Source organism: Streptomyces arenae, from assembly GCF_022343545.1.
Classification (GTDB): Bacteria; Actinomycetota; Actinomycetes; order Streptomycetales; family Streptomycetaceae; genus Streptomyces; species Streptomyces humi.
This window is the reverse complement of record NZ_JAKQYH010000018.1, coordinates 327,168-349,676: the sequence shown is the minus strand read 5'-3', so window position 1 is coordinate 349,676 and position 22,509 is coordinate 327,168. Positions and strand designations below refer to the sequence as shown.

Annotated in this window: 19 protein-coding genes; 5 read left to right on the top strand and 14 right to left on the bottom strand. The window is 72.0% G+C overall.

The genetic code is table 11. The annotated features are described in order from the left end of the window. The first annotated feature begins 25 nt into the window (after positions 1-25). Positions 26-790: an SAM-dependent methyltransferase gene (locus tag MB828_RS10810; RefSeq protein WP_301647955.1), complete on the top strand. Its 765-nt coding sequence runs from the start codon at positions 26-28 to the stop codon at positions 788-790. 96 nt (positions 791-886) lie between these two features. On the opposite strand, the gene MB828_RS10805 is transcribed toward MB828_RS10810, so the two are convergent. Together MB828_RS10805 and MB828_RS10800 are read right to left on the bottom strand one after the other, a co-directional pair. Further along, complete coding sequence (locus tag MB828_RS10805; protein WP_133023639.1) at positions 887-2,188, bottom strand: MFS transporter; 1,302 nt, start codon at positions 2,186-2,188, stop codon at positions 887-889. After that, complete coding sequence (locus MB828_RS10800; protein WP_133023640.1) at positions 2,185-2,835, bottom strand: GntR family transcriptional regulator; 651 nt, start codon at positions 2,833-2,835, stop codon at positions 2,185-2,187. The genes MB828_RS10805 and MB828_RS10800 overlap by 4 nt, the downstream gene beginning before the upstream one ends. 197 nt (positions 2,836-3,032) lie before the next feature. Between MB828_RS10800 and MB828_RS10795 the strand changes: the two genes are divergently transcribed. Beyond that, the gene (locus tag MB828_RS10795) at positions 3,033-3,932 is read left to right on the top strand and encodes a D-alanyl-D-alanine carboxypeptidase family protein (protein ID WP_301647954.1); all 900 of its coding nucleotides are present in this window, start codon (positions 3,033-3,035) and stop codon (positions 3,930-3,932) included. Between the two features lie 111 nt (positions 3,933-4,043). Here MB828_RS10795 and MB828_RS10790 read toward each other — a convergent pair whose 3' ends face one another. From MB828_RS10790 to pdhA (MB828_RS10780), 3 genes are read right to left on the bottom strand one after another with little or no spacing between them, the layout of a single operon-like run. Then, on the bottom strand, positions 4,044-5,456 hold the full coding sequence (locus MB828_RS10790; RefSeq protein ID WP_301647953.1) for a dihydrolipoamide acetyltransferase family protein: 1,413 nt from the start codon (positions 5,454-5,456) through the stop codon (positions 4,044-4,046). Between the two features lie 10 nt (positions 5,457-5,466). Further along, complete coding sequence (locus MB828_RS10785) at positions 5,467-6,444, bottom strand: alpha-ketoacid dehydrogenase subunit beta (protein WP_133023643.1); 978 nt, start codon at positions 6,442-6,444, stop codon at positions 5,467-5,469. Between the two features lie 2 nt (positions 6,445-6,446). Then, positions 6,447-7,661: a pyruvate dehydrogenase (acetyl-transferring) E1 component subunit alpha gene (pdhA, locus tag MB828_RS10780; protein ID WP_133023644.1), complete on the bottom strand. Its 1,215-nt coding sequence runs from the start codon at positions 7,659-7,661 to the stop codon at positions 6,447-6,449. A gap of 486 nt (positions 7,662-8,147) precedes the next feature. Between pdhA (MB828_RS10780) and MB828_RS10775 the strand changes: the two genes are divergently transcribed. Next, positions 8,148-9,194 (top strand): phosphotransferase, encoded by a 1,047-nt coding sequence (locus MB828_RS10775; protein ID WP_301647952.1) that lies wholly within the window; start codon positions 8,148-8,150, stop codon positions 9,192-9,194. An 81-nt stretch (positions 9,195-9,275) separates the two neighbouring features. Here MB828_RS10775 and MB828_RS10770 read toward each other — a convergent pair whose 3' ends face one another. Then, positions 9,276-10,853: a protein kinase domain-containing protein gene (locus MB828_RS10770; RefSeq protein ID WP_133023645.1), complete on the bottom strand. Its 1,578-nt coding sequence runs from the start codon at positions 10,851-10,853 to the stop codon at positions 9,276-9,278. A 319-nt stretch (positions 10,854-11,172) separates the two neighbouring features. Between MB828_RS10770 and MB828_RS10765 the strand changes: the two genes are divergently transcribed. Further along, positions 11,173-12,825 (top strand): protein kinase domain-containing protein, encoded by a 1,653-nt coding sequence (locus MB828_RS10765; protein WP_301647951.1) that lies wholly within the window; start codon positions 11,173-11,175, stop codon positions 12,823-12,825. Positions 12,826-12,999: 174 nt separating this feature from the next. On the opposite strand, the gene MB828_RS10760 is transcribed toward MB828_RS10765, so the two are convergent. Next, on the bottom strand, positions 13,000-13,539 hold the full coding sequence (locus MB828_RS10760) for a bacterial proteasome activator family protein (RefSeq protein ID WP_133023647.1): 540 nt from the start codon (positions 13,537-13,539) through the stop codon (positions 13,000-13,002). Between the two features lie 189 nt (positions 13,540-13,728). On the opposite strand from MB828_RS10760, the gene MB828_RS10755 reads away from it, so the two are divergent. Continuing rightward, positions 13,729-14,304: a hypothetical protein gene (locus tag MB828_RS10755; RefSeq protein ID WP_301647950.1), complete on the top strand. Its 576-nt coding sequence runs from the start codon at positions 13,729-13,731 to the stop codon at positions 14,302-14,304. A 41-nt stretch (positions 14,305-14,345) separates the two neighbouring features. Here MB828_RS10755 and MB828_RS10750 read toward each other — a convergent pair whose 3' ends face one another. The 7 genes from MB828_RS10750 to pdhA (MB828_RS10720) form a co-directional block, all read right to left on the bottom strand. Next, positions 14,346-15,326 (bottom strand): NAD(P)H-quinone oxidoreductase, encoded by a 981-nt coding sequence (locus MB828_RS10750; RefSeq protein ID WP_301647949.1) that lies wholly within the window; start codon positions 15,324-15,326, stop codon positions 14,346-14,348. 63 nt (positions 15,327-15,389) lie between these two features. Continuing rightward, entirely contained in the window at positions 15,390-16,487 is a 1,098-nt protein-coding gene (locus MB828_RS10745) for a potassium channel family protein (RefSeq protein WP_301647948.1), read from the bottom strand. Then, the gene (locus MB828_RS10740; protein ID WP_301647947.1) at positions 16,484-17,911 is read right to left on the bottom strand and encodes a molybdopterin molybdotransferase MoeA; all 1,428 of its coding nucleotides are present in this window, start codon (positions 17,909-17,911) and stop codon (positions 16,484-16,486) included. Before MB828_RS10740 ends, MB828_RS10745 begins: the two co-directional genes overlap by 4 nt. Next, a complete protein-coding gene (locus MB828_RS10735) occupies positions 17,908-18,816 on the bottom strand; it encodes an NTP transferase domain-containing protein (protein ID WP_301647946.1) in 909 nt (302 codons plus the stop codon). Before MB828_RS10735 ends, MB828_RS10740 begins: the two co-directional genes overlap by 4 nt. A gap of 72 nt (positions 18,817-18,888) precedes the next feature. Continuing rightward, complete coding sequence (locus tag MB828_RS10730) at positions 18,889-20,265, bottom strand: dihydrolipoamide acetyltransferase family protein (RefSeq protein WP_301647945.1); 1,377 nt, start codon at positions 20,263-20,265, stop codon at positions 18,889-18,891. Next, on the bottom strand, positions 20,265-21,269 hold the full coding sequence (locus tag MB828_RS10725) for an alpha-ketoacid dehydrogenase subunit beta (protein ID WP_133023654.1): 1,005 nt from the start codon (positions 21,267-21,269) through the stop codon (positions 20,265-20,267). Before MB828_RS10725 ends, MB828_RS10730 begins: the two co-directional genes overlap by 1 nt. Next, positions 21,266-22,414 (bottom strand): pyruvate dehydrogenase (acetyl-transferring) E1 component subunit alpha, encoded by a 1,149-nt coding sequence (gene pdhA, locus MB828_RS10720; RefSeq protein ID WP_301647944.1) that lies wholly within the window; start codon positions 22,412-22,414, stop codon positions 21,266-21,268. Before pdhA (MB828_RS10720) ends, MB828_RS10725 begins: the two co-directional genes overlap by 4 nt. Between the last annotated feature and the right edge of the window lie 95 nt (positions 22,415-22,509).

Sequence of the window (22,509 nt, the reverse complement as noted above, 5' to 3'; positions counted from 1 at the left end):
GGCGTCGCGGCCTACCTTGCCCGGCATGACCGCTGCCACCACGCCACACGACGACCTGCCGCCCCGCCTCACCCGCCTCACCTTCCACGGCCCGCTCTCCGAGGCCCGTGCGAGCGCGATGGTGCGGCGCCTCGCCGCGACCCGCCCGGCCACCGTGCTCGACATCGGCTGCGGCTGGGGCGAGTTGCTGCTCCGGCTGCTGGCCGCCGTACCGGGTGCGCGGGGCGTCGGCGTGGATCTGAACGCCGCGGACCTGGAGCGGGGGCGCCGGGCCGCCGGGGCGCGGGGGCTGGCGGACCGGGTGGAGTTCGCCGAGGAGTCCGCGACCGGGACGGGGCGCGGACCGGCCGACGTGGTGCTGTGCCTGGGCGCGAGCCAGGCGCTGGGCGACGATCCGGTGACCGCCCTGCGGGAGCTGCGCCGCCTGGTGGCCGACGGCGGGCGGGTCCTGCTGGGCGAGGGTTTCTGGCAGCGCGTCCCGACGGACGCGGAGCTCTCCCGGATGTGGCCCGGTGCCTCGGCCGCCGACCACCACGGGCTCCCGGCGCTGGTCGACCTGGCGGTGGCCGCGGGGTTCCGCCCCGAGTGGACCGAGACGGCGAATCCCGACGAGTGGGAGGAGTTCGAGTCGGGCTACCAGGCGGACACGGAGGTCTGGCTGGCGGCCAACCCCGCCCACCCCCTGGCGAGGGAGACCCGTGAACGCCTCGACAGCCACCGAGCGGCCTGGCTGACCTACCGGGGCGTCCTGGGCATCGCCTACCTGACGCTCGTACCGACGACCGCCTGAGCGCGTCACGGGTGGCCGGCGGGTTACCCGCGGACCGCCCGCAGACCGCTAGCGAAACGCCCGCAGGCTGCCCGCAGGCCGCCCGCGGGCGAAGGCCTACGCGGGTACGTGCACCGTCTCCACCCGGCTCGCCACCAGCCGCTCCCGTTCCCGCCGGACCGCCCGCGCCCGCAGCCGCAGGATCTGGCTCACGCCCAGCGCCTGGAGCACGAACACGCAGGAGAACGCCACGGTGTAGTTGTCACCGGTCGCGTCCAGGAGCACGCCGACCACGAACAGCGTCGTCATCGAGGCCACGAAACCACCCATGTTGGTGATCCCGGACGCGGTCCCCTGTCGCTCGGGCGGGTTGGCGGGCCGCGCGAAGTCGAAGCCGATCATCGACGCCGGCCCGCACGCGCCGAGCACCGTGCACAGCACCACCAGCAGCCACATCGGCGCATGGTCGCCGGGATACCCCAGCGTCGCCGCCCAGACCGCCGCGGTCGCCGCCACCGTGCCCAGCGCCAGCGGCAGCCGGGCCGTGTGGTGCCGGGCGACGATCTGGCCGTAGACCAGTCCGACGGCCATGTTGGACAGCACCACCAGGGTGAGCAGTTCCCCGGCCGTGGCACGGGACAGCCCCTGCGCCTGCACCAGGAACGGCAGCCCCCACAGCAGCAGGAACACCATCGCCGGGAACTGGGTGGTGAAGTGCACCCACAGGCCGAGCCGGGTCCCCGGCTCCCGCCAGGACTCGGCGATCTGTTTCCGCACGTAGGCCGCTCCCTGGTGCGGGAAGGGCTCCGGCTCGTACCCCTCGGGGTGGTCCTTGAGGAAGCACAGCACGAGGACCAGCACCACCACACCGGCCAGCGCGCTGCCCGCGAACGCCGGGGTCCAGCCGATGCCGTGCAGCAGCCGGGCCAGGACAAGGGTGGAGACGAGGTTGCCCGCCATGCCGACGAGGCCGGCGAGCTGGGCGATCATCGGCCCGCGGCGCACCGGGAACCAGCGGGTGCCGAGCCGCAGCACGCTGATGAACGTCATCGCGTCACCGCAACCGAGCAGCGCGCGGGAGGCGAGCGCGGTGCCGTACGAGGGGGAGAAGGCGAAGCCCAGTTGTCCGGCGGTGTACAGCACCGCGCCGATGGACAGCACCTTCTTCGTGCCGAGGCGGTCGACCAGCAGGCCGACGGGTATCTGCATGCCGGCGTAGACCAGCAGCTGGAGGATGGAGAAGGTGGACAGCGCCGAGGCGCCGACGTGGAAGCGGTCGGCCGCGTCGAGGCCGGCCACCCCGAGGGACGTACGGAAGATGACGGCGACGAAGTAGACCGAGACGCCTATGCCCCAGACGGCGGCGGCCCGGCGGCCGCCCGGAGGGTCGTCGGGCAGCGTCGTACCGCTGCGGCTCATCGGACCTCACCCCGCGCCAGGTGCGAGAACCAGTCGACGTGCCGGTGCACCAGCTCGACGGCGCGGTCGGCGTCGCCGGCCCGCAGCGCGTCCAGGATCTCCTCGTGCTCGGTCAGGGACTTGGCGATCCGGTCGGGGTGGGCATGCATGATCGCGACACCCATCCGAAGCTGGCGGTCACGCAGTTGGTCGTAGAGGCGGGAGAGGATCTCGTTGCCGCCGTCGCGGACGATCTCGGCGTGGAAGCAGCGGTCGGTGACGGCCGCGGCGGCCAGGTCACCGGCGGCGGCCTCGGTCTTCTGCCGCTCCAGCAGTTCCCCGAGGCGGGCCACCAGCGTCGGGGAGGGCGGTACGGCCTTGCGCACCGCGTGTTCCTCGACCAGCATCCGGGTCTCCACCACGTCCGCGATCTCCTGCGCGGAGACGGGCAGCACCATGGCGCCCTTCTTCGGGTAGAGCCTGATCAGACCCTCGACCTCGAGGCGGAGCAGCGCTTCGCGCACCGGGGTGCGGGACACCCCGACGGCCTCGGCCAGCTCGCCCTCGGTGAGCAGCGTGCCGCCTTCGTAACGGCGGTCCAGGACTGCTTGTTTGACATGGGAGTAGACACGGTCGGCGGCAGGGGGCTGTTTCACGGCCAGAGGCATGCCTACAGCATAGATACAACACGTACGCAAGCGGCCCGTTCGTCCACCATCCGGACGTGACGTAAATCGCTCTCAGCGGCCGCACAACCATCTGTGCTACTTACGTGTCACACACATGCGGCCCCACTCGCTTCGGCACCCCCAACTCGGCCGCACGCCAGGGGCATTACGACTCGACTCGACTCGGGGTATTTCAGTTGATTACCGGTATTAAGGGCACCCGCCTCCGCAAGGCCGTCGCCGTCGCCGTCACGTCCGGCGCGATGCTGGCGACCGGGGCCCTCACCGCGGCTCCCGCGCAGGCCGTCACCAAGCCCTCGATCGTGGCCAAGGGCGGCTACGTGATGAACAACGCGACCGCGAAGACCCTGTACACGAAGGCGGCGGACACGCAGCTGTCCACCGGCTCGACCACGAAGATCATGACCGCCAAGGTCGTGCTCGCGCAGTCCAACCTGAACCTGGACGCCAAGGTCACCATCCAGAAGGCCTACAGCGACTACGTCGTCGCCAACAACGCCTCCCAGGCGCACCTCATCGTCGGCGACAAGGTCACCGTCCGCCAGCTGCTCTACGGGCTGATGCTGCCCTCCGGCTGCGACGCGGCCTACGCCCTCGCCGACAAGTACGGCTCGGGCACCACGCGCGCCAAGCGCGTCTCCAACTTCATCGGCAAGATGAACACCGCCGCGAAGAACCTGGGTCTGACGCACACCCACTTCGACTCCTTCGACGGCATCGGCAACGGCAACAACTACTCGACGCCGCGCGACCTGACGAAGATCGCCAGCAGCGCGATGAAGAACTCCACGTTCCGCACGGTCGTCAAGACGAAGAAGTACACGGCGAAGACGATCACCAAGACCGGTTCCACCCGCACCATGTCGGCGTGGACCAACACCAACACGCTGCTCAGCAGCTACAGCGGTGCGATCGGCATCAAGACCGGCTCCGGCCCCGAGGCCAAGTACTGCCTGGTCTTCGCCGCCACCCGCAACGGCAAGACGGTCATCGGCACCGTCCTCGCCTCCTCGTCGATCACCCAGCGCGCCACGGACGCCACGAAGCTCCTGAACTACGGCTTCGCGACGATCTGACCCACCGGGCACCGAACCGACGAAGGCCCGCCGCAACCCGTGCGGCGGGCGAAAGGGCGAGACCGTGACCTTCAGTCACGGTCTCGCCCTTCTTTCACTTCTCGCCGGCTCTCAGCCCCACGTGATCAACCGCTTCGGCTGCTCCAGGATGGCCGCGATGTCTGCCAGGACCTTCGAGCCGAGCTCTCCGTCCACCAGCCGGTGGTCGAAGCTGAGCGCCAGGGTGGTGACCTGACGGGGCTTCACCTTGCCCTTGTGGACCCACGGCTGGAGCTTGATCGCGCCGACGGCGAGGATCGCCGCCTCGCCCGGGTTGAGGATCGGGGTGCCCGTGTCGATGCCGAAGACGCCGACGTTGGTGATGGTGACCGTGCCGCCCTGCATCGCGGCCGGCGACGTCTTGCCGTCCCGCGCGGTCGTGACCAGTTCGCCCAGCGACTCGGCCAGCTGCGGCAGCGTCTTCGCGTGGGCGTCCTTGATGTTCGGGACGATCAGCCCGCGCGGGGTGGCCGCGGCGATGCCCAGGTTGACGTAGTGCTTGAGCACGATCTCCTGGTTCGCCTCGTCCCAGGACGCGTTGATGTCCGGGTTGCGCTTGACGGCGACCAGCAGGGCCTTGGCGATGAGGAGCAGCGGGTTGACCCGCAGGCCCTGCATCTCCTTGTCCTGCTTCAGCTCCTCGACCAGCTTCATCGTGCGCGTCACGTCCACCGTCACGAACTCCGTGACGTGCGGCGCCGTGAACGCCGAGCCGACCATCGCCGCCGCCGTGGCCTTGCGGACACCCTTGATGGGGACGCGGGTCTCACGACCGGTGTCGTAGGAGGCGACGGGGGCCGCGGGAGCGACGGGGGCCGCCGGGACGGCCGCCTGCTGAGGGGCTTCCGTGGGAACGGCCGCCACCGCCGCGTGCACGTCCTCGCGGGTGATGACGCCGTCCGGACCCGACGGGGTCACCGTGGCCAGGTCCACCCCGAGGTCCTTCGCCAGCTTGCGCACCGGCGGCTTGGCCAGCGGCCGCGGGCGCTCCTGCGGGACGAGGGCGGCGGCGGGCTCGTGGGTGTGCCCGTTCAGTTCGCTCTGGACCGCCGCCTGGACCGCGGCCTCGGCGGCCGTCGGCTCCGGGCCCTTGCGCGGGCGGCGCTTCGTGGAGGAAGCGGCGACGCCGTAGCCGACGAGGACCGGCTGGCGGCCCTCCGGCTTCCGCTCCGGCTCCGGCTCCACGGCGGCGGGTTCCTCTGCCGCGGCCTCGACGGGGGCGCCGCCCGCCACGTCGACCGCGATGATCGCGGTGCCCACGTCCACCGTGGTGCCCTCGGCGAAGCGCAGCTCGCGCACCACCCCGTCGTAGGGGATGGGCAGTTCGACGGCCGCCTTGGCGGTCTCGACCTCGCACACCACCTGGCCGTCGGTGACCGTGTCACCGGGCTGGACGTACCACTTGAGGATCTCGGCCTCGGTGAGCCCCTCGCCCACGTCCGGCATCTTGAACTCGCGTACGGACGCTTCCGTCATCGTCGTCACGACCCTCTCCTCAGTACGCCAGGGCACGGTCGACGGTGTCGAGCACCCGGTCCAGGCCCGGTAGGTACTCCTCCTCCAGGCGGGCCGGCGGGTACGGCGCGTGGTAGCCGCCGACCCGGAGCACCGGGGCCTCCAGGTGGTAGAAGCAGCGCTCGGTGATGCGGGCGGCGATCTCCGCGCCGGAGCCGAAGAACACCGGTGCCTCGTGGACCACGACGAGCCGGCGGGTCTTCTCGACCGAGGCCTGGATGGCGTCGAAGTCCAGCGGGGAGACGGACCTGAGGTCCAGGATCTCCAGGGACTTGCCCTCCTCGGCGGCCGCGTCGGCGACCTCCTGGCAGAGCTTCACCATCGGGCCGTAGGCGGCGAGCGTCAGGTCGGTGCCCTCGCGGACCACACGGGCCTTGTGCAGCGGGCCGGGGATGGCCTCCGTGTCGACCTCGCCCTTGTCCCAGTAGCGGCGCTTGGGCTCGAAGAAGATCACCGGGTCGTCGCTCTGGATGGCCTGCTGCATCATCCAGTAGGCGTCCGAGGAGTTGGCCGGGGAGACGATCTTCAGGCCGGCCACGTGCGCGAACAGCGCCTCGGGGGACTCGGAGTGGTGCTCGACCGCGCCGATGCCACCGCCGTAGGGGATCCGGACGACGACCGGCATCTTGACCTTGCCCAGCGAGCGGGCGTGCATCTTCGCGAGCTGGGTGACGATCTGGTCGTAGGCCGGGAAGACGAAGCCGTCGAACTGGATCTCCACCACCGGGCGGTAGCCGCGCAGGGCGAGGCCGATCGCGGTGCCCACGATGCCGGACTCGGCGAGCGGGGTGTCGATGACACGGCTCTCGCCGAAGTCCTTCTGAAGGCCGTCGGTGACACGGAAGACGCCACCGAGCTTGCCGACGTCCTCGCCCATGACGAGGACCTTCGGGTCCGTTTCCAGGGCGCGGCGCAGCGACTCGTTGATCGCCTTGGCCAGAGCCATCTTCTCCGCCATGATCAGACCCCCTCGACGTCCGCGAACGACGCCTGGTAGGCGGCGAACTGGGCTCGTTCCTCGTCGACGAGCGCATGCCCGTCCGCGTACACGTTCTCGAAGATGGCGAAGTTGTCCGGGTCCGGCATGGCCCGTACCGCTTCGCGCACTCGCCTGCCCAACGCCTCGGACTCGGTCTCGAGTTCCGCGAAGAATCCCTCGTCCGCGTGGTTTGCGGCCTCCAGGTACCGGCGCAGGCGCAGGATCGGGTCCTTCGCCTCCCAGGCCTCGCGCTCCTCGTCGGCCCGGTACTTGGTCGGGTCGTCGGAGGTGGTGTGGGCACCCATCCGGTAGGTGTACGCCTCGACGAGCGTCGGGCCCTCGCCGCTGCGGGCCCGCTCCAGCGCCCACTTGGTGACGGCGAGGCAGGCCAGCACGTCGTTGCCGTCGACGCGGACGCCGGGGAAGCCGAAGCCCTGGGCACGCTGGTAGAGCGGGACGCGGGTCTGCTTCTCGGTCGGCTCGGAGATCGCCCACTGGTTGTTCTGGCAGAAGAACACCACCGGGGCGTTGTAGACCGCGGAGAAGGTGAACGATTCGGCGACGTCGCCCTGGCTGGACGCGCCGTCGCCGAAGTAGGCGATCACCGCGCTGTCCGCGCCGTCCTTGGCGACGCCCATCGCGTAGCCGGTGGCGTGCAGCGTCTGGGAGCCGATGACGATCGTGTACAGGTGGAAGTTGTTGCTGTTGGGGTCCCAGCCGCCGTGGTTGACGCCGCGGAACATGCCCAGCAGGTTGGTCGGGTCGACCCCGCGGCACCAGGCGACGCCGTGCTCGCGGTAGGTCGGGAAGACGTAGTCGTCCTCGCGGGTGGCGCGCCCGGAGCCGATCTGGGCGGCCTCCTGGCCGAGCAGGGAGGCCCACAGGCCCAGTTCGCCCTGGCGCTGGAGGGCGGTGGCCTCGGCGTCGAATCGGCGGGTGAGCACCATGTCGCGGTACAGGCCGCGCAGTTCGTCGGGGGTGATCCCGGCGACGTAGGCGTCGTACTCGGCGTTCCTGACCCGCTTGCCCTCGGGGGTCAGCAGCTGTACGAGCTCGGGATCGGTGCTCTTCTTCGCCGTGGTGCGAGTGGTGGTGCGGCTGGTGGTGCGCTTGGTGCCGGTCTTGCTGCCGGTGGTACCGGCCTTGCCTGCGGCGCTGCGTCGCGGTGTGCCCGCGGCACTGCTGTCCACGCTCACGTGTGCTCCTCCGTCGGTCCGGCCCCCGGGGTTGCCGGGTGAACCAGTGCGGCTCACCTGCTTCCGACACCCGTGGCACGGGGTGTGTGCCACTCGGCCGGGAACAGGCGTGACAGGTGCCCCGGCGAGCGCCCTGCAACATGCACGTTACCCAGTGCTCCACATTTCTGTGAAACCCCTCCTGACCTGCGTTTTTGCTTGGAAATCCAAGTACTTTTTGCTTGGGTTTCCTAGTAGATCGACGCGGGCCGGAAGCTAGCTGGTCAGAGCCTTGCAGGACGCCGGAGCAACGGCACGTTATCCCGCAGGACCAGGTGACGGGAAGAGTCCCGGTGAGTAACCGGCTCGGCCGCGTCGGCGCTCCCGAGCGCGAATCCGTCGCACCCGAGTTCGTCACGAGCCCTGCTGTGACCGAAAGCGACCATCGACGACTGTGTGCAACAATCCCCAGGTCACGGGCGGAATACGTGCCCTAGCATCTCCCGCGTGCCGCGCTTATCCGTACCACCCCTCGTGCCCCACGCGCCCCCTCTGGGCGCCCTGCTCCGGCTGTACGCCGCCGGTTCCGCGCTCGCCTGCGAGCCCGTCGAACAGGGCCTGCTCAACCGCGGCTACCGCCTCCGCACCACCCACGGCCGCTACTTCCTCAAGCACCACTTCGACCCGGACACCGCCGACCCGGCAGCCATCGAGCGCCGTCATCTGGCCACCCAGCGCCTCGCCGCCCTCGGCGTCCCGGTCGCCCCGCCGCTGGCCCACCGCGAGGGCCGTACGGTCGCGGTGGTCGGCGGGCACGCCTACGCGCTGCACCCCTGGATCGACGGCAGGCACCGGCACGGCGGACAGCTCACGCGCGGGGAGTGCGTGCGGCTCGGCGCGCTCCTGGGCGCCGTGCACGCCTGTCTGGAGCGTGTGATGCCGCCGAAGGGGCGCACCCGCCCCGCCACCAGCCCTCATCCCGTGGAGAGCGCCGACCCCGCCGACACCTTCGCGCTCATCGACGACCTGCTCACCCAGGTCAGCCGCCACCGCCCCGCCGACGCCTTCGACGAACTCGCCCGCCACCGGCTCCTGGAACGCCGGGCGCTCCTGGAACAGCACGCCGGCCGGCGCCCGCCGCGCGGCGGTTCGGTGGGCTGGGTGCACGGGGACTTCCACCCGTTCAACCTGCTCTACAAGGACGACGACGCCCCCGCCGCGATCGTCGACTGGGACCGGCTCGGGGTGCAGCCCCGCGCGGAGGAGGCGGTACGCGCCGCCGTGATCTTCTTCGTCCGCCCGGCGGGCGCGCTGGACCTGCGCAAGGTGCGCGCGTACGCGCGCGCGTACCGGCGCGCGGCCGGCGCCACGCCCTCGGAACTGGCGGCGGCCGTGCACCGGGTGTGGTGGGAGCGGCTCAACGACTTCTGGATGCTGCGCTGGCACTACGAGCGCGGCGACACCCGCGCGGATCCGCAGTTCCCGGCCGCCTCGGCCCTCGCCGTGTGGTGGACCAGGGAGTACGACGCGGTGTGCGACGCGTTCGTGGCGTGACGCCGGCCGGTCGCACGAGAAGGTGCCCCCCGGATCGCCGGAGGGCACCTTCTCTCAGTGACCGAAGGGGGTGGGTGTCCTTCAACCGCCGCCCACGCCCGAGATCGTGTTGCCGACGTCCCCGCCGTCGTCGCCCGTGCCCGTCGTGTCGGAGGGCTGGGTGTCCGGCGAGCTCTCCGTGTCGGTGGGCTGCGAGGCGCTCGCCGTGTCGCTCGGCTCGTCGCTCGGCTCGCTGCTCTGCTCCTGGGACTGGCTGTACGTCGGGGTCGGCGACGGCGTGTAGTGGTTGTTGTTGCCGCTGCCCGAACCGCTCGTGCCGGTCTCCGTCTCCGTGGCCGTGTTGCTGGCCTCGTCGGAGGGGCTGGAGCTGGGCGTCTCGTCCTTGGTGCTCTGCGAGACGGACGGGGACTCCGACGCCCCCGACCCGCCGCCGTCGCCGCCACCGCCCTTGTTCAGCGCCAGCGCGACGCCCGCCGCGATGGCGATCACCGCGAGGACGGCCAGGATCCACAGCTTGCCGCGCCCGCTGCCCTTGTTGCCGTTGCCCTCGAATCCGCCCTCGTCCCCGCCGCCGTAGCCGGACGGCAGGATCGGCTGCGGGATCTGCGTGGTCCCGGAGGCGGTCGGATGCGCCATCACGGTCGTACCCGCGAACCCCGCCGCCGGGGTGTGCCGGCCGTCGTGCAGGGCGACCGGGCCGGTGTTCCAGGTGCCGGTGTGGCCGCCCTGGTCGTACAGCATCTGGATGCCGTACTGGACCAGGCCGCGCATCTCCTCGGCGGTCTGGAAACGGTCGTCGGGCTCCTTGGCGAGCGAGCGCATGACCAGGCCGTCCAGTTCCGGCGGGGCCGCGCCCTCGGAGGTCTGGGACGGCGGCACCGGGATGTCCTGGACGTGCTGGTAGACCACCGACAGCGGGGTCTCGCCGATGAACGGCGGCCGCAGCGCGAGGAGTTCGTACAGCAGGCAGCCGGTGGCGTACAGGTCGGAGCGGTGGTCGACGGCCTTGCCGAGTGCCTGCTCCGGCGACAGGTACTGGGGCGTGCCCATGACCATGCCGGTCTGCGTCATCGTCGTGGACGCGCCGTGCAGGGCACGGGCGATGCCGAAGTCCATCACCTTGACGGAACCGGTCTGCGTGATGATGACGTTGGCCGGCTTGATGTCGCGGTGCACGATGCCGTGCTGGTGCGAGTAGGCCAGCGCGTCCAGCACCCCGGAGACGATGGTGAGGGCCTGCTCGGGGCCCGGCGCCTCGGCGTTGATCAGCAGGTCACGGATGGTGTGGCCCTCGACCAGCTCCATCACGATGTACGGCACCGACTGGCCGCCGACGACGTCCTCGCCGGAGTCGTACACCGCCACGATGGCATGGTGGTTGAGGCCGGCGACCGACTGTGCCTCGCGCGTGAAGCGGGCCTTGGAGACCGGGTCCTCCGCCAGGTCGGCCCGGAGCAGCTTGACCGCCACGGTGCGGCCGAGCCGTACGTCCTCGGCGGCGAACACCTCGGCCATGCCGCCCCGGCCGAGACGATGGGTCAGCCGGTACCGGCCGTCGCCGACCAGGCCCTGGTTGCCCCACATCTCCGGCGCGTCTGACATACCGCCGCCAGTCGCCTCGGGGTCGGACGGGCCCTGGGCGCTGTGCGTCTGTGCCATCGGTCCTCGCCGTCGTTTCTGCCCGCGGTGCGCGCGGTGTTGTCACGGTCTCCGTCGGCCACGCTACAGCCTCCGCGCAACCCGCAGGTCCGGGATCCGGCCCGTGGACGGACCGGTCATCAAACCCCTACCACTCGCCGTCGTGCAAATTCTGTGTACCGGGCGTACGCCCGCTGTAACGCTTCCGCGGCTCTTCTTTCGCGTACGGTCACGGAACGGGCACCGCGCTTGACGTGTCAGTGCCCTCGGGCAGACTTGGGCGGGAATGAGACATTCGATCAACAAGGGTGCCTGAGTTGCCGGGCGGGGGACGGGGAAGATGAGCCAGGACGGCACACATGGCCGTTACACGGGGCTGGCTCTGGCCGGCGGCCGCTACCAGCTGCGCGACCTGCTCGGCGAGGGCGGCATGGCCTCCGTGCACCTGGCGTACGACTCGGTCCTGGACCGGCAGGTCGCGATCAAGACCCTGCACACCGAACTCGGCCGGGAGCAGGCCTTCCGCGAGCGTTTCCGCCGCGAGGCCCAGGCAGTGGCCAAGCTCACGCACACCAACATCGTCTCCGTCTTCGACACCGGCGAGGACGCGCTCGACGGCGCCACGATGCCGTACATCGTCATGGAGTACGTGGAAGGCCGCCCGCTCGGCTCGGTGCTCGACGAGGACGTACGGCGGCACGGCGCGATGCCCGCCGACAAGGCGCTGAAGATCACCGCCGACGTGCTGGCCGCGCTGGAGATCAGCCACGAGATGGGGCTGGTCCACCGCGACATCAAGCCGGGCAACGTGATGATGACCAAGCGCGGGGTCGTCAAGGTGATGGACTTCGGCATCGCCCGTGCCATGCAGTCCGGGGTCACCTCGATGACCCAGACCGGCATGGTCGTCGGCACCCCGCAGTACCTCTCCCCGGAGCAGGCCCTCGGCCGGGGGGTGGACGCCCGCTCCGACCTGTACTCGGTCGGCATCATGCTGTTCCAGCTGGTCACCGGGCGGCTGCCGTTCGACGCGGACTCGCCGCTGGCGATCGCCTACGCGCATGTCCAGGAGGAGCCGGCCGCCGCCTCCTCGATCAACAGTTCGCTGCCCCCGGCCGTGGACGCGCTGATCGCCCGCGCCCTGAAGAAGAACCCGAACGAGCGCTTCCCGACCGCCGAGTCCATGCGCGACGAGTGCCTGCGGGTGGCCGCCTCGCTCCAGCCGGCCGCGCCCAGCATCGTGCCGGGCGTCCCGCGGACCCAGAGCGGCTCCGGGGTCGGCTCCGCGGTGTTCCCGCCGGTCGACCAGGCCACCCCGGCGCCTCCCGGGCCGGTGCAGACGCCGTACCAGCCGGCGCCCGCCCCGAATCCGTACGGCACCCCGGCACCGGCCCCGTCACCCGCCTACGGCTATCCGCAGCAGGCGGGCTACCCGGCCCCGGCCGGGTACGGCCGGCCGACGCCGTCGACCCCGCCGTACAACATGACCCCGCAGACGGTCTCCACCGGTGCGGGGGGCGCTGGCGGCGGGAAGGGCAACCGGCCGGTGGTCATCGGGTCGATCGCGGTCTCGCTGATCGCGGTGATCGGCCTGGTCGTGGCCCTGACGCTGAACAACAACGGCGACGGCGGCACGGACGACACCGGCGGCAGCGGTGGCGGTACCGCGAGCGCCACGGCCTCGCATGCCTCCGGCTATCGCGGGCCCGACACCTCGAGGACGGTCGAGACGACCGAGTGCACCGAACCCGAGGAGTCCTACAACGACCCCAAGAAGGTGCGGGTCCCGGACTTCAAGTTCAAGTACATCAAGTCGGTCAAGGCGTGCTTCCAGGCCGCGGGCTGGAAGATGAAGGTCACCCCGGTGGACGAGAACACGTACGGCGACGGCACGATCATGGACCAGTTCCCGTCCTCCGGCACGGACGTCGACCCGAAGGACGTGCCGACCATCGAGCTCAAGGTGTCCACGGGCAACCCGGCCACCGGCTGAGGCACGAGGACACAAGAGGGGCACGAGGGCGTAGGAAACGCACGAGGACATAAGAAGGGCCCGGCGGTCGCGCGCCGGGCCCTTTCGCCTGCTCGAGGTCCTGCTCCAGAGGCCTGCTCCAGAGGTCCAACTCCAGAGGTCCAACTCCAGAGGTCCAGCTCCAGAGGTCCAGCTCTAGAGGTACGGCCCGCCGGTGCGGCCGGCCTGGCCGTGCTCCTCGCCCTCGTGACCGACACCCGGCGGCAGCGCGCGGCGCATCTGCTCCAACTGGGCGCGGGCGGCCATCTGCTGGGCGAACAGGGTGGTCTGGATACCGTGGAAGAGCCCCTCCAGCCAACCCACCAACTGGGCCTGCGCGATCCGCAGTTCCGCGTCGGAGGGGGTCGAGTTGTCGGTGAACGGCAGCGAGAGCCGCTCCAGTTCCTCCACCAGCTCCGGCGCCAGCCCGTCCTCCAGCTCCTTCACGGAGCTGGCGTGGATCTCCTTGAGCCGGACCCGGCTGGCCTCGTCGAGGGGAGCCGCGCGCACCTCCTCCAGCAGCTGCTTGATCATGCTGCCGATCCGCATGACCTTGGCGGGCTGCTCCACCATCTCCGTCACCGGGATCTCGCGGGAGTCCTCGTCCCCGTTGCCGCCGCCGAGAGCCATTCCGTCCTGGCCCACGACCAGGATCTGGGGGTTCTCGGGCGACCGTTCGTTCCTCGGCATCTCCATGCCGTCATTCTCTCGCACCCGGACACCTCACCACCGTGGTGCCCCCCATCGGGGCTGATCCACCGTTCTCACGGGGCCCAGGACCGGCCGTAGACCCATCGGCCGAACCAGAAATGCCGGGTCTGCCCGTACATGTGAATCTGAGGAGCGTCGGCCCCGACGACGACTGTGCTCCAGGAGGTCACCGACGTGACTCCAAGGCCGCGAACCACCCTCGGCGGTATACGGCTCACGCCGGCCCGCCTGCTGCTCGTGCTCGCGACGGTCCTGCTGCCCTGCGGCACGGCCACCGCCCACGAGCCCGGGCCCAAGCCCTCGGACTCCACCGGCTCCCCGGCCTCCCCCGAGCCGTCCCTGGCCGGAACCGTGGCCGGTGAGGGCCGGCTGCGACCGGGGCGGCCCCAGGGACCGGCGGTGGCGGTGGAGGGTGACGACGACCAGGACGCCGTACCGGACGACGACCAGGCCGACGACCCAGAGGCCGTACCGGACGACGGCCAGGCCGACGACCCGGACGGGGCGACGGCCACGGAGCCCGCGGGGAGCGACGCCGGAAACCCGTCCGCCACCGCCGCGCAGCCGCCCCGGGACGCCGTCCTGGGCCCGGCCTCCCCGCAGCCGCCGCCCGTCCACCAGGCCATCGCCCCCGGCCAGGACGACGGCACCGAGCCCGTGCTGGACATCCTGCCGCTCGGCAGCGGCCTGGTCCTGGTCGGCCTCGGACTCGGCCTCGCCTTCATAGGACTGCGGGTGCGGCGGAGCTAGGCCCAGTCCGGCGGACCGGCCACCGGGCCCGCGGGAGCCCGCTAGCCGACGGTCAGCAGGACCTTCCCGATGTGCGTGCTGGCCTCCACCACCCGGTGTGCCTGCGCGGCCTCGGCCATCGGCAGCTCCTGGTCGACGATCGCACGGACATGGCCCTGGGGGATCAACGGCCACACGTGCTCCCGTACCGCCGCGACGATCGCCGCCTTCTCGGCGAGCGGGCGGGCACGCAGCGAGGTCGCGCTGATCGCGGCCCGCTTGCCGAGCAGCGCGCCGATGTTCAGCTCGCCCTTGACGCCACCCTGCATACCGATGATCGCGAGCCGTCCGTTGACCGCGAGGGCCTGTACGTTCCGGTCCAGGTACTTGGCGCCCATGTTGTCGAGGATGACGTCGGCGCCGGCGCCGTCGGTGGCCGCCTTCACCTCTTCGACGAAGTCCTGCTCGCGGTAGTTGACGAGGATGTCCGCACCGAGTTCGGCGCAGAAGTCCAGCTTCTCCTTGGTGCCCGCGGTGACCGCGACCTTGGCGCCGACCGCCTTGCCCAGCTGGATCGCCATGGTGCCGATGCCGCTGGAACCGCCGTGCACGAGCAGCGTCTCGCCGGGGCGCAGGTGGGAGATCATGAAGACGTTCGACCAGACCGTGCAGGCCACCTCGGGCAGCGCGGCGGCCTGCCGGAGGTCCACCCCGTCGGGGACCGGCAGCAGCTGCCCGGCCGGTACGGCGACCTGCTCTGCGTAGCCGCCGCCCGCGAGCAGCGCGCACACCTCGTCGCCGACCGACCAGCCGGAGACTCCGGCGCCGATCGCGGTGATCCGCCCTGAGCACTCGAGACCGGGATACACGGACGCGCCCGGTGGCGGCGGGTAGTAACCCTGTCGTTGCATGATGTCGGCGCGGTTGACGGCGCTGGCCGCCACCTCGACCAGCACTTCGCCATCGCCGGGCACCGGGTCGGGGACCTCGGCCCACACCAGCGCCTCGGGTCCTCCGGGTTCGGGAATCGTGATCGCATGCATGCCGGCGACGCTACTCCCCACCCGGTCCGGCCTCGACGGTGGCAGGACCGGCCGCTCGCCCGGTCAGGCGCGGGGCAGCGGCCGTATGTCCGGTGCGACCCGGGCGCCCGGGGAGGCACGGACGATGGTGATCAGGCGGTCGGTCGACTGGATGGTCCCGACGGACGGGTCGTCGTAACCGAGCACCCGGTGTCCGCGCAGGACGCTCACCACCAGGTCGGCCGTCTCGCGCGGGGTCCTGCCGACCTCGGACTTGACCGCCGGGCGCTCCACCAGGTCCAGGCCGCTGCCCTGCTGGATGAGGTCCTCTATGACCATGCCGGCGGCGGGGCTGAGCACGGAGAGGCCCAGCAGCCGGCCGGCCGCGCTGGCGCTGGTGATGACGGCGTCGGCGCCGGACTGCTTGAGCAGCGGCGCGTTCTCCTCCTCACGGACCGCCGCCACGATCTTCGCGCCCTTGTTGAGCTGCCGCGCGGTCAGGGTGACCAGGACCGCGGTGTCGTCGCGCTGGGTGGCGATGATGATCTGCCGGGCCCGCTGCACCTCGGCGCGCTTCAGCACCTCGCTGCGGGTCGCGTCCCCGATGACCCCCGCGTATCCGTCGGCGGTGGCCGCGTCGATCACCTTGGAGCTGGGGTCGACCACCACGACCTGTTCGGCCTTCAGCCCGGTCGCGCAGACGGTCTGGATCGCCGAGCGTCCCTTCGTGCCGAAGCCGACGACGACGGTGTGATCGCGCAAGGTGGACCTCCAGCGGTTCTGCCGCCACTCCTCCCGGGTGCGTTCGGTGAGGACTTCCAGCGTGGTGCCGACCAGGATGATCAGGAACAGCACGCGCAGGGGCGTGATGACGAAGATGTTGATGAGCCGGGCGCCGTCGCTGACCGGGGTGATGTCGCCGTAGCCGGTCGTGGAGAGGGTGACGGTCGCGTAGTAGAAGGCGTCGAGCAGGTCGATCGAGCTGTCCGAGGTGTCGTTGTAGCCGTCACGGTCGGCGTAGACGATCAACGCGGTGGCGACGAGCACCAGCAGCGCCATGAGCAGCCGCTTGGTGACCTGGCGGATCGGGCGCTCCACCACCTTCCTCGGCAGCTTCACCCGATGGGGCACCAGATGTTCGTCCGCCTGGCGGGCGATGGCGTCATGGCCGGGAAGTTTCACGTGAAACACACCCCGATGCCCGCGGCCGCCCACGGCAGGTCCAGAAGCTCCGTCTCCGCACCCCGCTGCGCCCCGCCCGGCGGTACGACCGCGAGCGCGTCGGCCACGGCGACCCCACGCAGCATGGCCGGGCCGTTGTAGTGCAGGGGGATCGCGGTGTCCCCGCGCAGCACGACCGGGATGAGCCGGGTGTCGTACGGGTGCCCGTGCGCCGTTTCCGCCAGTGACAGCGCGTACGGCTCGGGCGCCGGGTGGGCGGCGAGGGTGCGCAGCAGCGGTTCGGCGAGGGTGAGCAGGCCGGAGACGGCGGCCAGGGGGTTGCCGGGCAGGCCGACGAGGTGCTGGCCCTCCTTGGTGCGGGCGAGCAGCATCGGGTGGCCCGGGCGCACCTTGACGCCGTCCACGAGGAGTTCGGCCCCGAGGCGTTCCAGGGTGGGGTGGACGTGGTCGACCGGGCCGGAGGCGGTGCCGCCGGTGGTGACGATCAGGTCGGCCGTCGAGGAGGCGATCGCCTTGCGCAGGGCCCTGGCGTCGTCGCCGAGCCGGCGCACGGCGGTGACCTCGGCGCCGAGGGCGCGCAGCCAGGGCGGCAGCATCGGGCCGAGCGCGTCCCGGATGTGGCCTTCGCTCGGCAGCCCCTCGGTGAGCAACTCGTCGCCCAGGATCAGGACGTCGGCGCGGGGGCGGGGGACGACGGTGACGGTGTCGTAGCCGGCCGCCGCGGCGAGACCGAGGACGGCCGGGGTGACCAGGGTGCCGACGGGCAGCAGCTGGTCGCCGCTCCGGCACTCCTGGCCGCGCGGGCGGATGTCCTGGCCGTGCACGGTCTCGCGGGTGGCGTGCAGCCGGCCCTGGGCGTCGGTACGGCCGTGCTCGCTGCGCAGCACCGCTGTGGTGTCCGCCGGGACCCGGGCACCGGTGGCGATACGGACCGCCTCGCCGTCGGTGAGCGGCTCCGGCTGGGCGTGTCCGGCGAGCACCCCTTCCTCCCGGACGTCCCAGGGGCCGGGGCCGGCCACCGCCCAGCCGTCCATCGCGGAGGTGTCGAAGGAGGGCAGGTCGGTCAGTGCGTCCAGCGGGGCGGCCAGGGCCAGGCCGAGGGCGTCGGCCAGCGGGACGGAGAGGGGAGCGCGGCGGGCGCCGGCCCGGGCGGCGCGGGCGGCGATCTCGCGGGCCTGGGGCCAGGGGGTGGCGCGGTGGCGGTGGGCCGAGGGGTCGCCGTGGGCGGGCCGGTCGTGCGGGTGCTCGCCGTGGGGAGCGGGGGCCGCGTCCCCTCGGGGACCTCGGGAGTCCCGAGGGTCCCTGGACTCCCCGGACTCTCTGGGCTCTCGGGGCTCTCTCACGAGGGCGAGCGCCTCCTCGACGTCGAGTTCGTCGTCGGTGTCCCCGGCGGGCGCGCCGGTCCGGACGCCTGGGGCGGTCACCGGCCGGGCCCGGAGGCGGGGGGTTCGGAACCCGGGGCGCCGGCGGCCGGGTCGTCCGTGGCCTTCGTCTCCTCCGCCCAGCGCAGCGCCAGCGCGGCGGCCTTGTGGGCGGCCTCGGCGACCGCCTCTGGGCCGCCCTTGCCCTGGGCGGCCGCGTAGCCGACCAGGAACGTGGTCAGCGGGGCGGCCGGGCGGGCCACCCCGTGCGCGGCGTCCCGGGCCACGTCGAGCAGCAGGCGGAAGTCGACGTCCAGGTCGATGCCCAGCTCGTCCTTGACTGCGGAGATCCATTCATCCAACACGTGACCATGCTCCCTGATACGTGCCCTGGCGTCGGCGATGTCGTCCCAGGTGTCGCAGTCGAAGGACGCGAGGGGGTCCGGGACGCGGGTGAGGTTCAGCTCGGCGGTGAGGCGCCGCAGGGGGAGGCCGGTGAGGCCCTGGTCGCCCGTGACGAGAGCCGAGAGGGCCTGCCGCAGCGCGGCCGTGCGGTAGGCCGCCACCAGGGGCTGGTCCCTGCCGTCGGCGTCGGTGAGCAGTGCGGCGTCGGCTCCGGATTCGGTGAGGACCGACAACAGCCGCCCCACCGTGGCCTCTTCGAGGAACGGGAGGTCGGCCGAGAGTACGACCGCGTAGGCGGCGGTGCTGTGGCGCAGACCGGCGCCGAGGGCGGCGACCGGGCCGCCGCCCGGGGGGTCCTCGCGGGTCCAGCGGACCGGGCGGGAGGTGGGGCGGGGGTCCGCCACGACGACGGTCTGTTCGGCGCCGGCGCAGGCCGCGAGGACCCGGTCGAGCAGCGGGCGGCCGCCCACCCGGACGGCGGGTTTGTCAGCTCCACCGAGGCGCCGGGCGGCGCCGCCGGCCAGCACGATCGCGTCGTAGAGGGGTGGGTCGGTGGCGGTCACCTTTCGAGTATGGGGTGCGTTCTGATCACGGGGAACAGGCGGTGGGTTCCCCGTGCCCCTGAGTGGGCGGGCCTAGAGCGTTCTGAGAAGTACCGCCGGGTTCTCCACGCAGTCGGCCACGTGGCGCAGGAACCCTCCTGCCGTGCCGCCGTCGCAGACCCGGTGGTCGAAGGTGAGGGACAGCTGGACCACCTGGCGGACCGCCAACTCGCCCTCGTGCACCCACGGTTTGGGGACGATGCGGCCCACGCCCAGCATCGCCGCCTCCGGGTGGTTGATGATCGGGGTCGAGCCGTCGACGCCGAAGACGCCGTAGTTGTTCAACGTGAAGGTGCCGCCGGTGAGTTCCCCCGGTGTCAGGGTGCCGGCGTGCGCGGACTCGGTGAGGCGGGCGAACTCGGCCGTCAGGGACTCGGCGTCGCGGGTGTGGGCGTCCCGGACCACCGGCACGACCAGGCCGCGGTCCGTCTGGGCGGCGAAGCCCAGGTGGACGTGGTCGAGTCGGACGATCTCGCGGGCATCGGTGTCGACGTAGGAGTTCAGCTCCGGGTGGCGGGCCAGGGCCGCCGTGCAGATCCGGGCGAGCAGCGCGAGTAGGGAGATCTTCGGACCGGCGGCCGCGTTCATCGCGGTCCGCGCGCGCATCAGCTCGGTCGCGTCGGCGTCCACCCAGCAGGTCGCGTCGGGGATTTCCCGGCGGCTGCGGGAGAGCTTGTCGGCGACCGCGCCCCGGATGCCCTTGAGGGGCGTGCGGGTGCCCGCGGGCTTCGGCGGTGCGGCCTTGACGGCGGCGCGGGCCGCGTTGACCCGCAGGGCGTCCTCGACGTCGGCGCGCAGGATGAGTCCGTCGGGACCCGATCCGGACAGCCGGCGCAGATCCAGACCGTTCTCCCGGGCGAGACGGCGGACCAGCGGAGAGATCACCGGCACGGGCCCCTCGGCGACGGGAGCCTCGGCGAGCAGGGTCTGGGCGGCCGGGGCCTGGACGGCCTGGATCTCGGCGGCCGGGCTCTGGGTGACCTGGGTCTCGACCGCCGGGGTCCGGGCGGCCTGGGCCGGTGGTGCGGGCACACGTGCGTCGGCCGTGCCGTCGGCCCGCTCGGGGACGGCGGCGCGCACCCGCCGGCGGCGGGCCGGGGGTGTGCCCGTGCCGTAGCCCACCAGGACGTTGCCGGAGCCCTCCGCCTCGGGGACCGTGGCGGGTTCGCCGACGGCGACCGTCAGCAGCGGGGACCCGACGGGCAGTTCGGTGCCCTCCTCGCCGAAGCGTGCGGTGACCACACCGCCGTAGGGGCAGGGCACCTCGACCATCGCCTTGGCCGTCTCGACCTCGACGACCGGCTGGTCGATCGCGACGACCTCGCCGACCTGGACCAGCCAGGTGACGATCACCGCCTCGGTGAGCCCCTCCCCGAGGTCGGGCAGTTTGAACTCCAGCACCTGTGCCATCAGCCCTCGGCCTCCCATTGCAGACGCGCCACCGCGTCCAGGATGCGGTCCACACCGGGCAGGTGGTGACGCTCCAGCATCGGCGGCGGATACGGGATGTCGAACCCGGCCACGCGCAGTACCGGCGCCTCCAGGTGGTGGAAGCAGCGCTCGGTCACGCGTGCCGCGATCTCTCCGCCCGGGCCGCCGAACCCGCCCGACTCGTGCACGACGACCGCGCGCCCGGTGCGCCGTACGGAGGCGCACACCGTCTCGTCGTCGAACGGCACAAGGGAGCGCAGGTCGACGACTTCCAGGTCCCAGCCCTCCGCCTGGGCGGCCTCGGCGGCTTCGAGGCAGACCGGTACGGACGGGCCGTAGGTGATGAGTGTGGCGCTGCGCCCGGTTCGGCGCACCACCGCGCGGCCGATGGGTTCAACGTCCGCCGGGTGCTCGGGGTTCCAGGAGTCCTTGGACCAGTACAGCCGCTTGGGTTCGAGGAAGACGACCGGGTCGTCGGAGGCGATGGCCTGCCGGAGGAGGCCGTAGGCGTCGGCGACGGTGGCCGGGGTGACGACGTGCAGGCCGGGGGTGGCCATGTAGTAGGCCTCGGAGGAGTCGCTGTGGTGCTCGACGCCGCCGATGCCGCCGCCGTAGGGGATGCGGACGGTGATCGGGAGGGGCATCCGGCCCCGGGTGCGGTTGCGCATCCGGGAGACGTGGCTGATCAGTTGCTCGAACGCCGGGTAGGCGAAGGCGTCGAACTGCATCTCCACGACCGGGCGCAGCCCGTACATGGCCATGCCGACGGCGGTGCCGAGAATGCCGGCCTCGGCGAGGGGGGTGTCGGTGCAGCGGGTCTCGCCGAACTCCTTGGCGAGCCCGTCGGTGACCCGGAAGACCCCGCCGAGGGTGCCGACGTCCTCGCCCATGACGTGCACGGACGGGTCGGCGGCGAGCGCGTCGCGCAGCGCGCGGGTGAGGGCCTGGGCCATGGTGGCGGGCTTGACGGCGACGGTCGTCATCGCGGGTCGCCTTCCGGGTGGCCGTCCTGCTCAGCCTCCAGCTCGGCCCGCAGCAGCGCGCGCTGCTCGCGCAGCTGCGTGGTGGTCTCGGCGTAGACGTGGTCGAAGAGGTCCATGGGGTCGAGTTCCGGGTCGCGGTTCATGCGCTCGCGCAGGTCGGCGGCCATGGTCTCGGCGTCCTCGCGCGCCCGGCGCGTGAAGTCCTCGTCGAGCAGTCCGCGGTCGGTCAGCTCGCGCTCCAGGAGCAGGATCGGGTCGTGGTCGCGCCAGGCGTCGACCTCGGAGTCGCCGCGGTAGCGGGTGGCGTCGTCGGCGTTGGTGTGGGCGTCGATCCGGTAGGTGACCGCCTCGACCAGGGTGGGGCCGCCGCCCTCGCGCGCGTGCCGCACGGCGTCGGAGAGGACCTCGTGCACGGCGGCCGCGTCGTTGCCGTCGACCAGGCGGCCCGGCATGCCGTAGCCGACGGCCTTGTGGGCCAGGGAGGGCGCGGCGGTCTGCTTGGCGAGCGGCACGGAGATGGCGAAGCCGTTGTTCTGGACCAGGAAGACAACCGGCGCCTGCCAGACGGCGGCGAAGTTCAGCGCCTCGTGGAAGTCGCCCTCGCTGGTGCCGCCGTCGCCGACCATGGCGAGCGCCACCACGTCGTCACCCTTGAGGCGGGCCGCGTGGGCCAGGCCGACGGCGTGCGGGAGCTGGGTGGCGAGCGGGGTGGAGAGCGGGGCCACGCGGTGGGCGCCGGGGTCGTAGCCGGTGTGCCAGTCGCCGCGCAGCAGGGTGAGCGCCTCGACCGGGTCCACGCCCCGGGCGACCACGGCGAGGGTGTCGCGGTAGCTGGGGAAGAGCCAGTCGCGCTCCTGGAGGGCGAGCGCGGCGGCGACCTCGCAGGCCTCCTGGCCGGTGCTGGAGGGGTAGACGGCGAGCCGGCCCTGTTTGGTGAGAGCGGTGGCCTGTGCGTTGTAGCGGCGGCCGCGGACGAGCTGGGTGTACAGCCGGCGCAGCAGCTCCGGGTCGGCCTTGGCGGCCGCCGCCGTGCCCAGGACGCGGTACGGGCGCTCGTCGGGCAGCAGCGGCGCGGGGTCCGTCCGGGGCTGCCAGGCGGGCGGCGGCGACGGACGGTAGGCGTCGCGCTGCTCCATGACCGTCATGACGGCACCTCCTCGTGGGGGTACGGGGGACGGATCGGCTGTGACCCGTCCCACCTACCGATTGTTCGGTCGCCGACACATTTTGGCTACAGGCA

What these genes read in the sequence shown, in the direction of transcription:
- MB828_RS10810 (WP_301647955.1), top strand. Translation starts at nt 26, where the DNA reads ATGACCGCTGCCACCACGCCACACGACGACCTGCCGCCCCGCCTCACC.
- MB828_RS10805 (WP_133023639.1), bottom strand. Translation starts at nt 2,188, where the DNA reads ATGAGCCGCAGCGGTACGACGCTGCCCGACGACCCTCCGGGCGGCCGC.
- MB828_RS10800 (WP_133023640.1), bottom strand. Translation starts at nt 2,835, where the DNA reads ATGCCTCTGGCCGTGAAACAGCCCCCTGCCGCCGACCGTGTCTACTCC.
- MB828_RS10785 (WP_133023643.1), bottom strand. Translation starts at nt 6,444, where the DNA reads ATGGCGGAGAAGATGGCTCTGGCCAAGGCGATCAACGAGTCGCTGCGC.
- MB828_RS10770 (WP_133023645.1), bottom strand. Translation starts at nt 10,853, where the DNA reads ATGGCACAGACGCACAGCGCCCAGGGCCCGTCCGACCCCGAGGCGACT.
- MB828_RS10765 (WP_301647951.1), top strand. Translation starts at nt 11,173, where the DNA reads ATGAGCCAGGACGGCACACATGGCCGTTACACGGGGCTGGCTCTGGCC.
- MB828_RS10760 (WP_133023647.1), bottom strand. Translation starts at nt 13,539, where the DNA reads ATGGAGATGCCGAGGAACGAACGGTCGCCCGAGAACCCCCAGATCCTG.
- MB828_RS10750 (WP_301647949.1), bottom strand. Translation starts at nt 15,326, where the DNA reads ATGCATGCGATCACGATTCCCGAACCCGGAGGACCCGAGGCGCTGGTG.
- MB828_RS10730 (WP_301647945.1), bottom strand. Translation starts at nt 20,265, where the DNA reads ATGGCACAGGTGCTGGAGTTCAAACTGCCCGACCTCGGGGAGGGGCTC.
- MB828_RS10725 (WP_133023654.1), bottom strand. Translation starts at nt 21,269, where the DNA reads ATGACGACCGTCGCCGTCAAGCCCGCCACCATGGCCCAGGCCCTCACC.
- pdhA (WP_301647944.1), bottom strand. Translation starts at nt 22,414, where the DNA reads ATGACGGTCATGGAGCAGCGCGACGCCTACCGTCCGTCGCCGCCGCCC.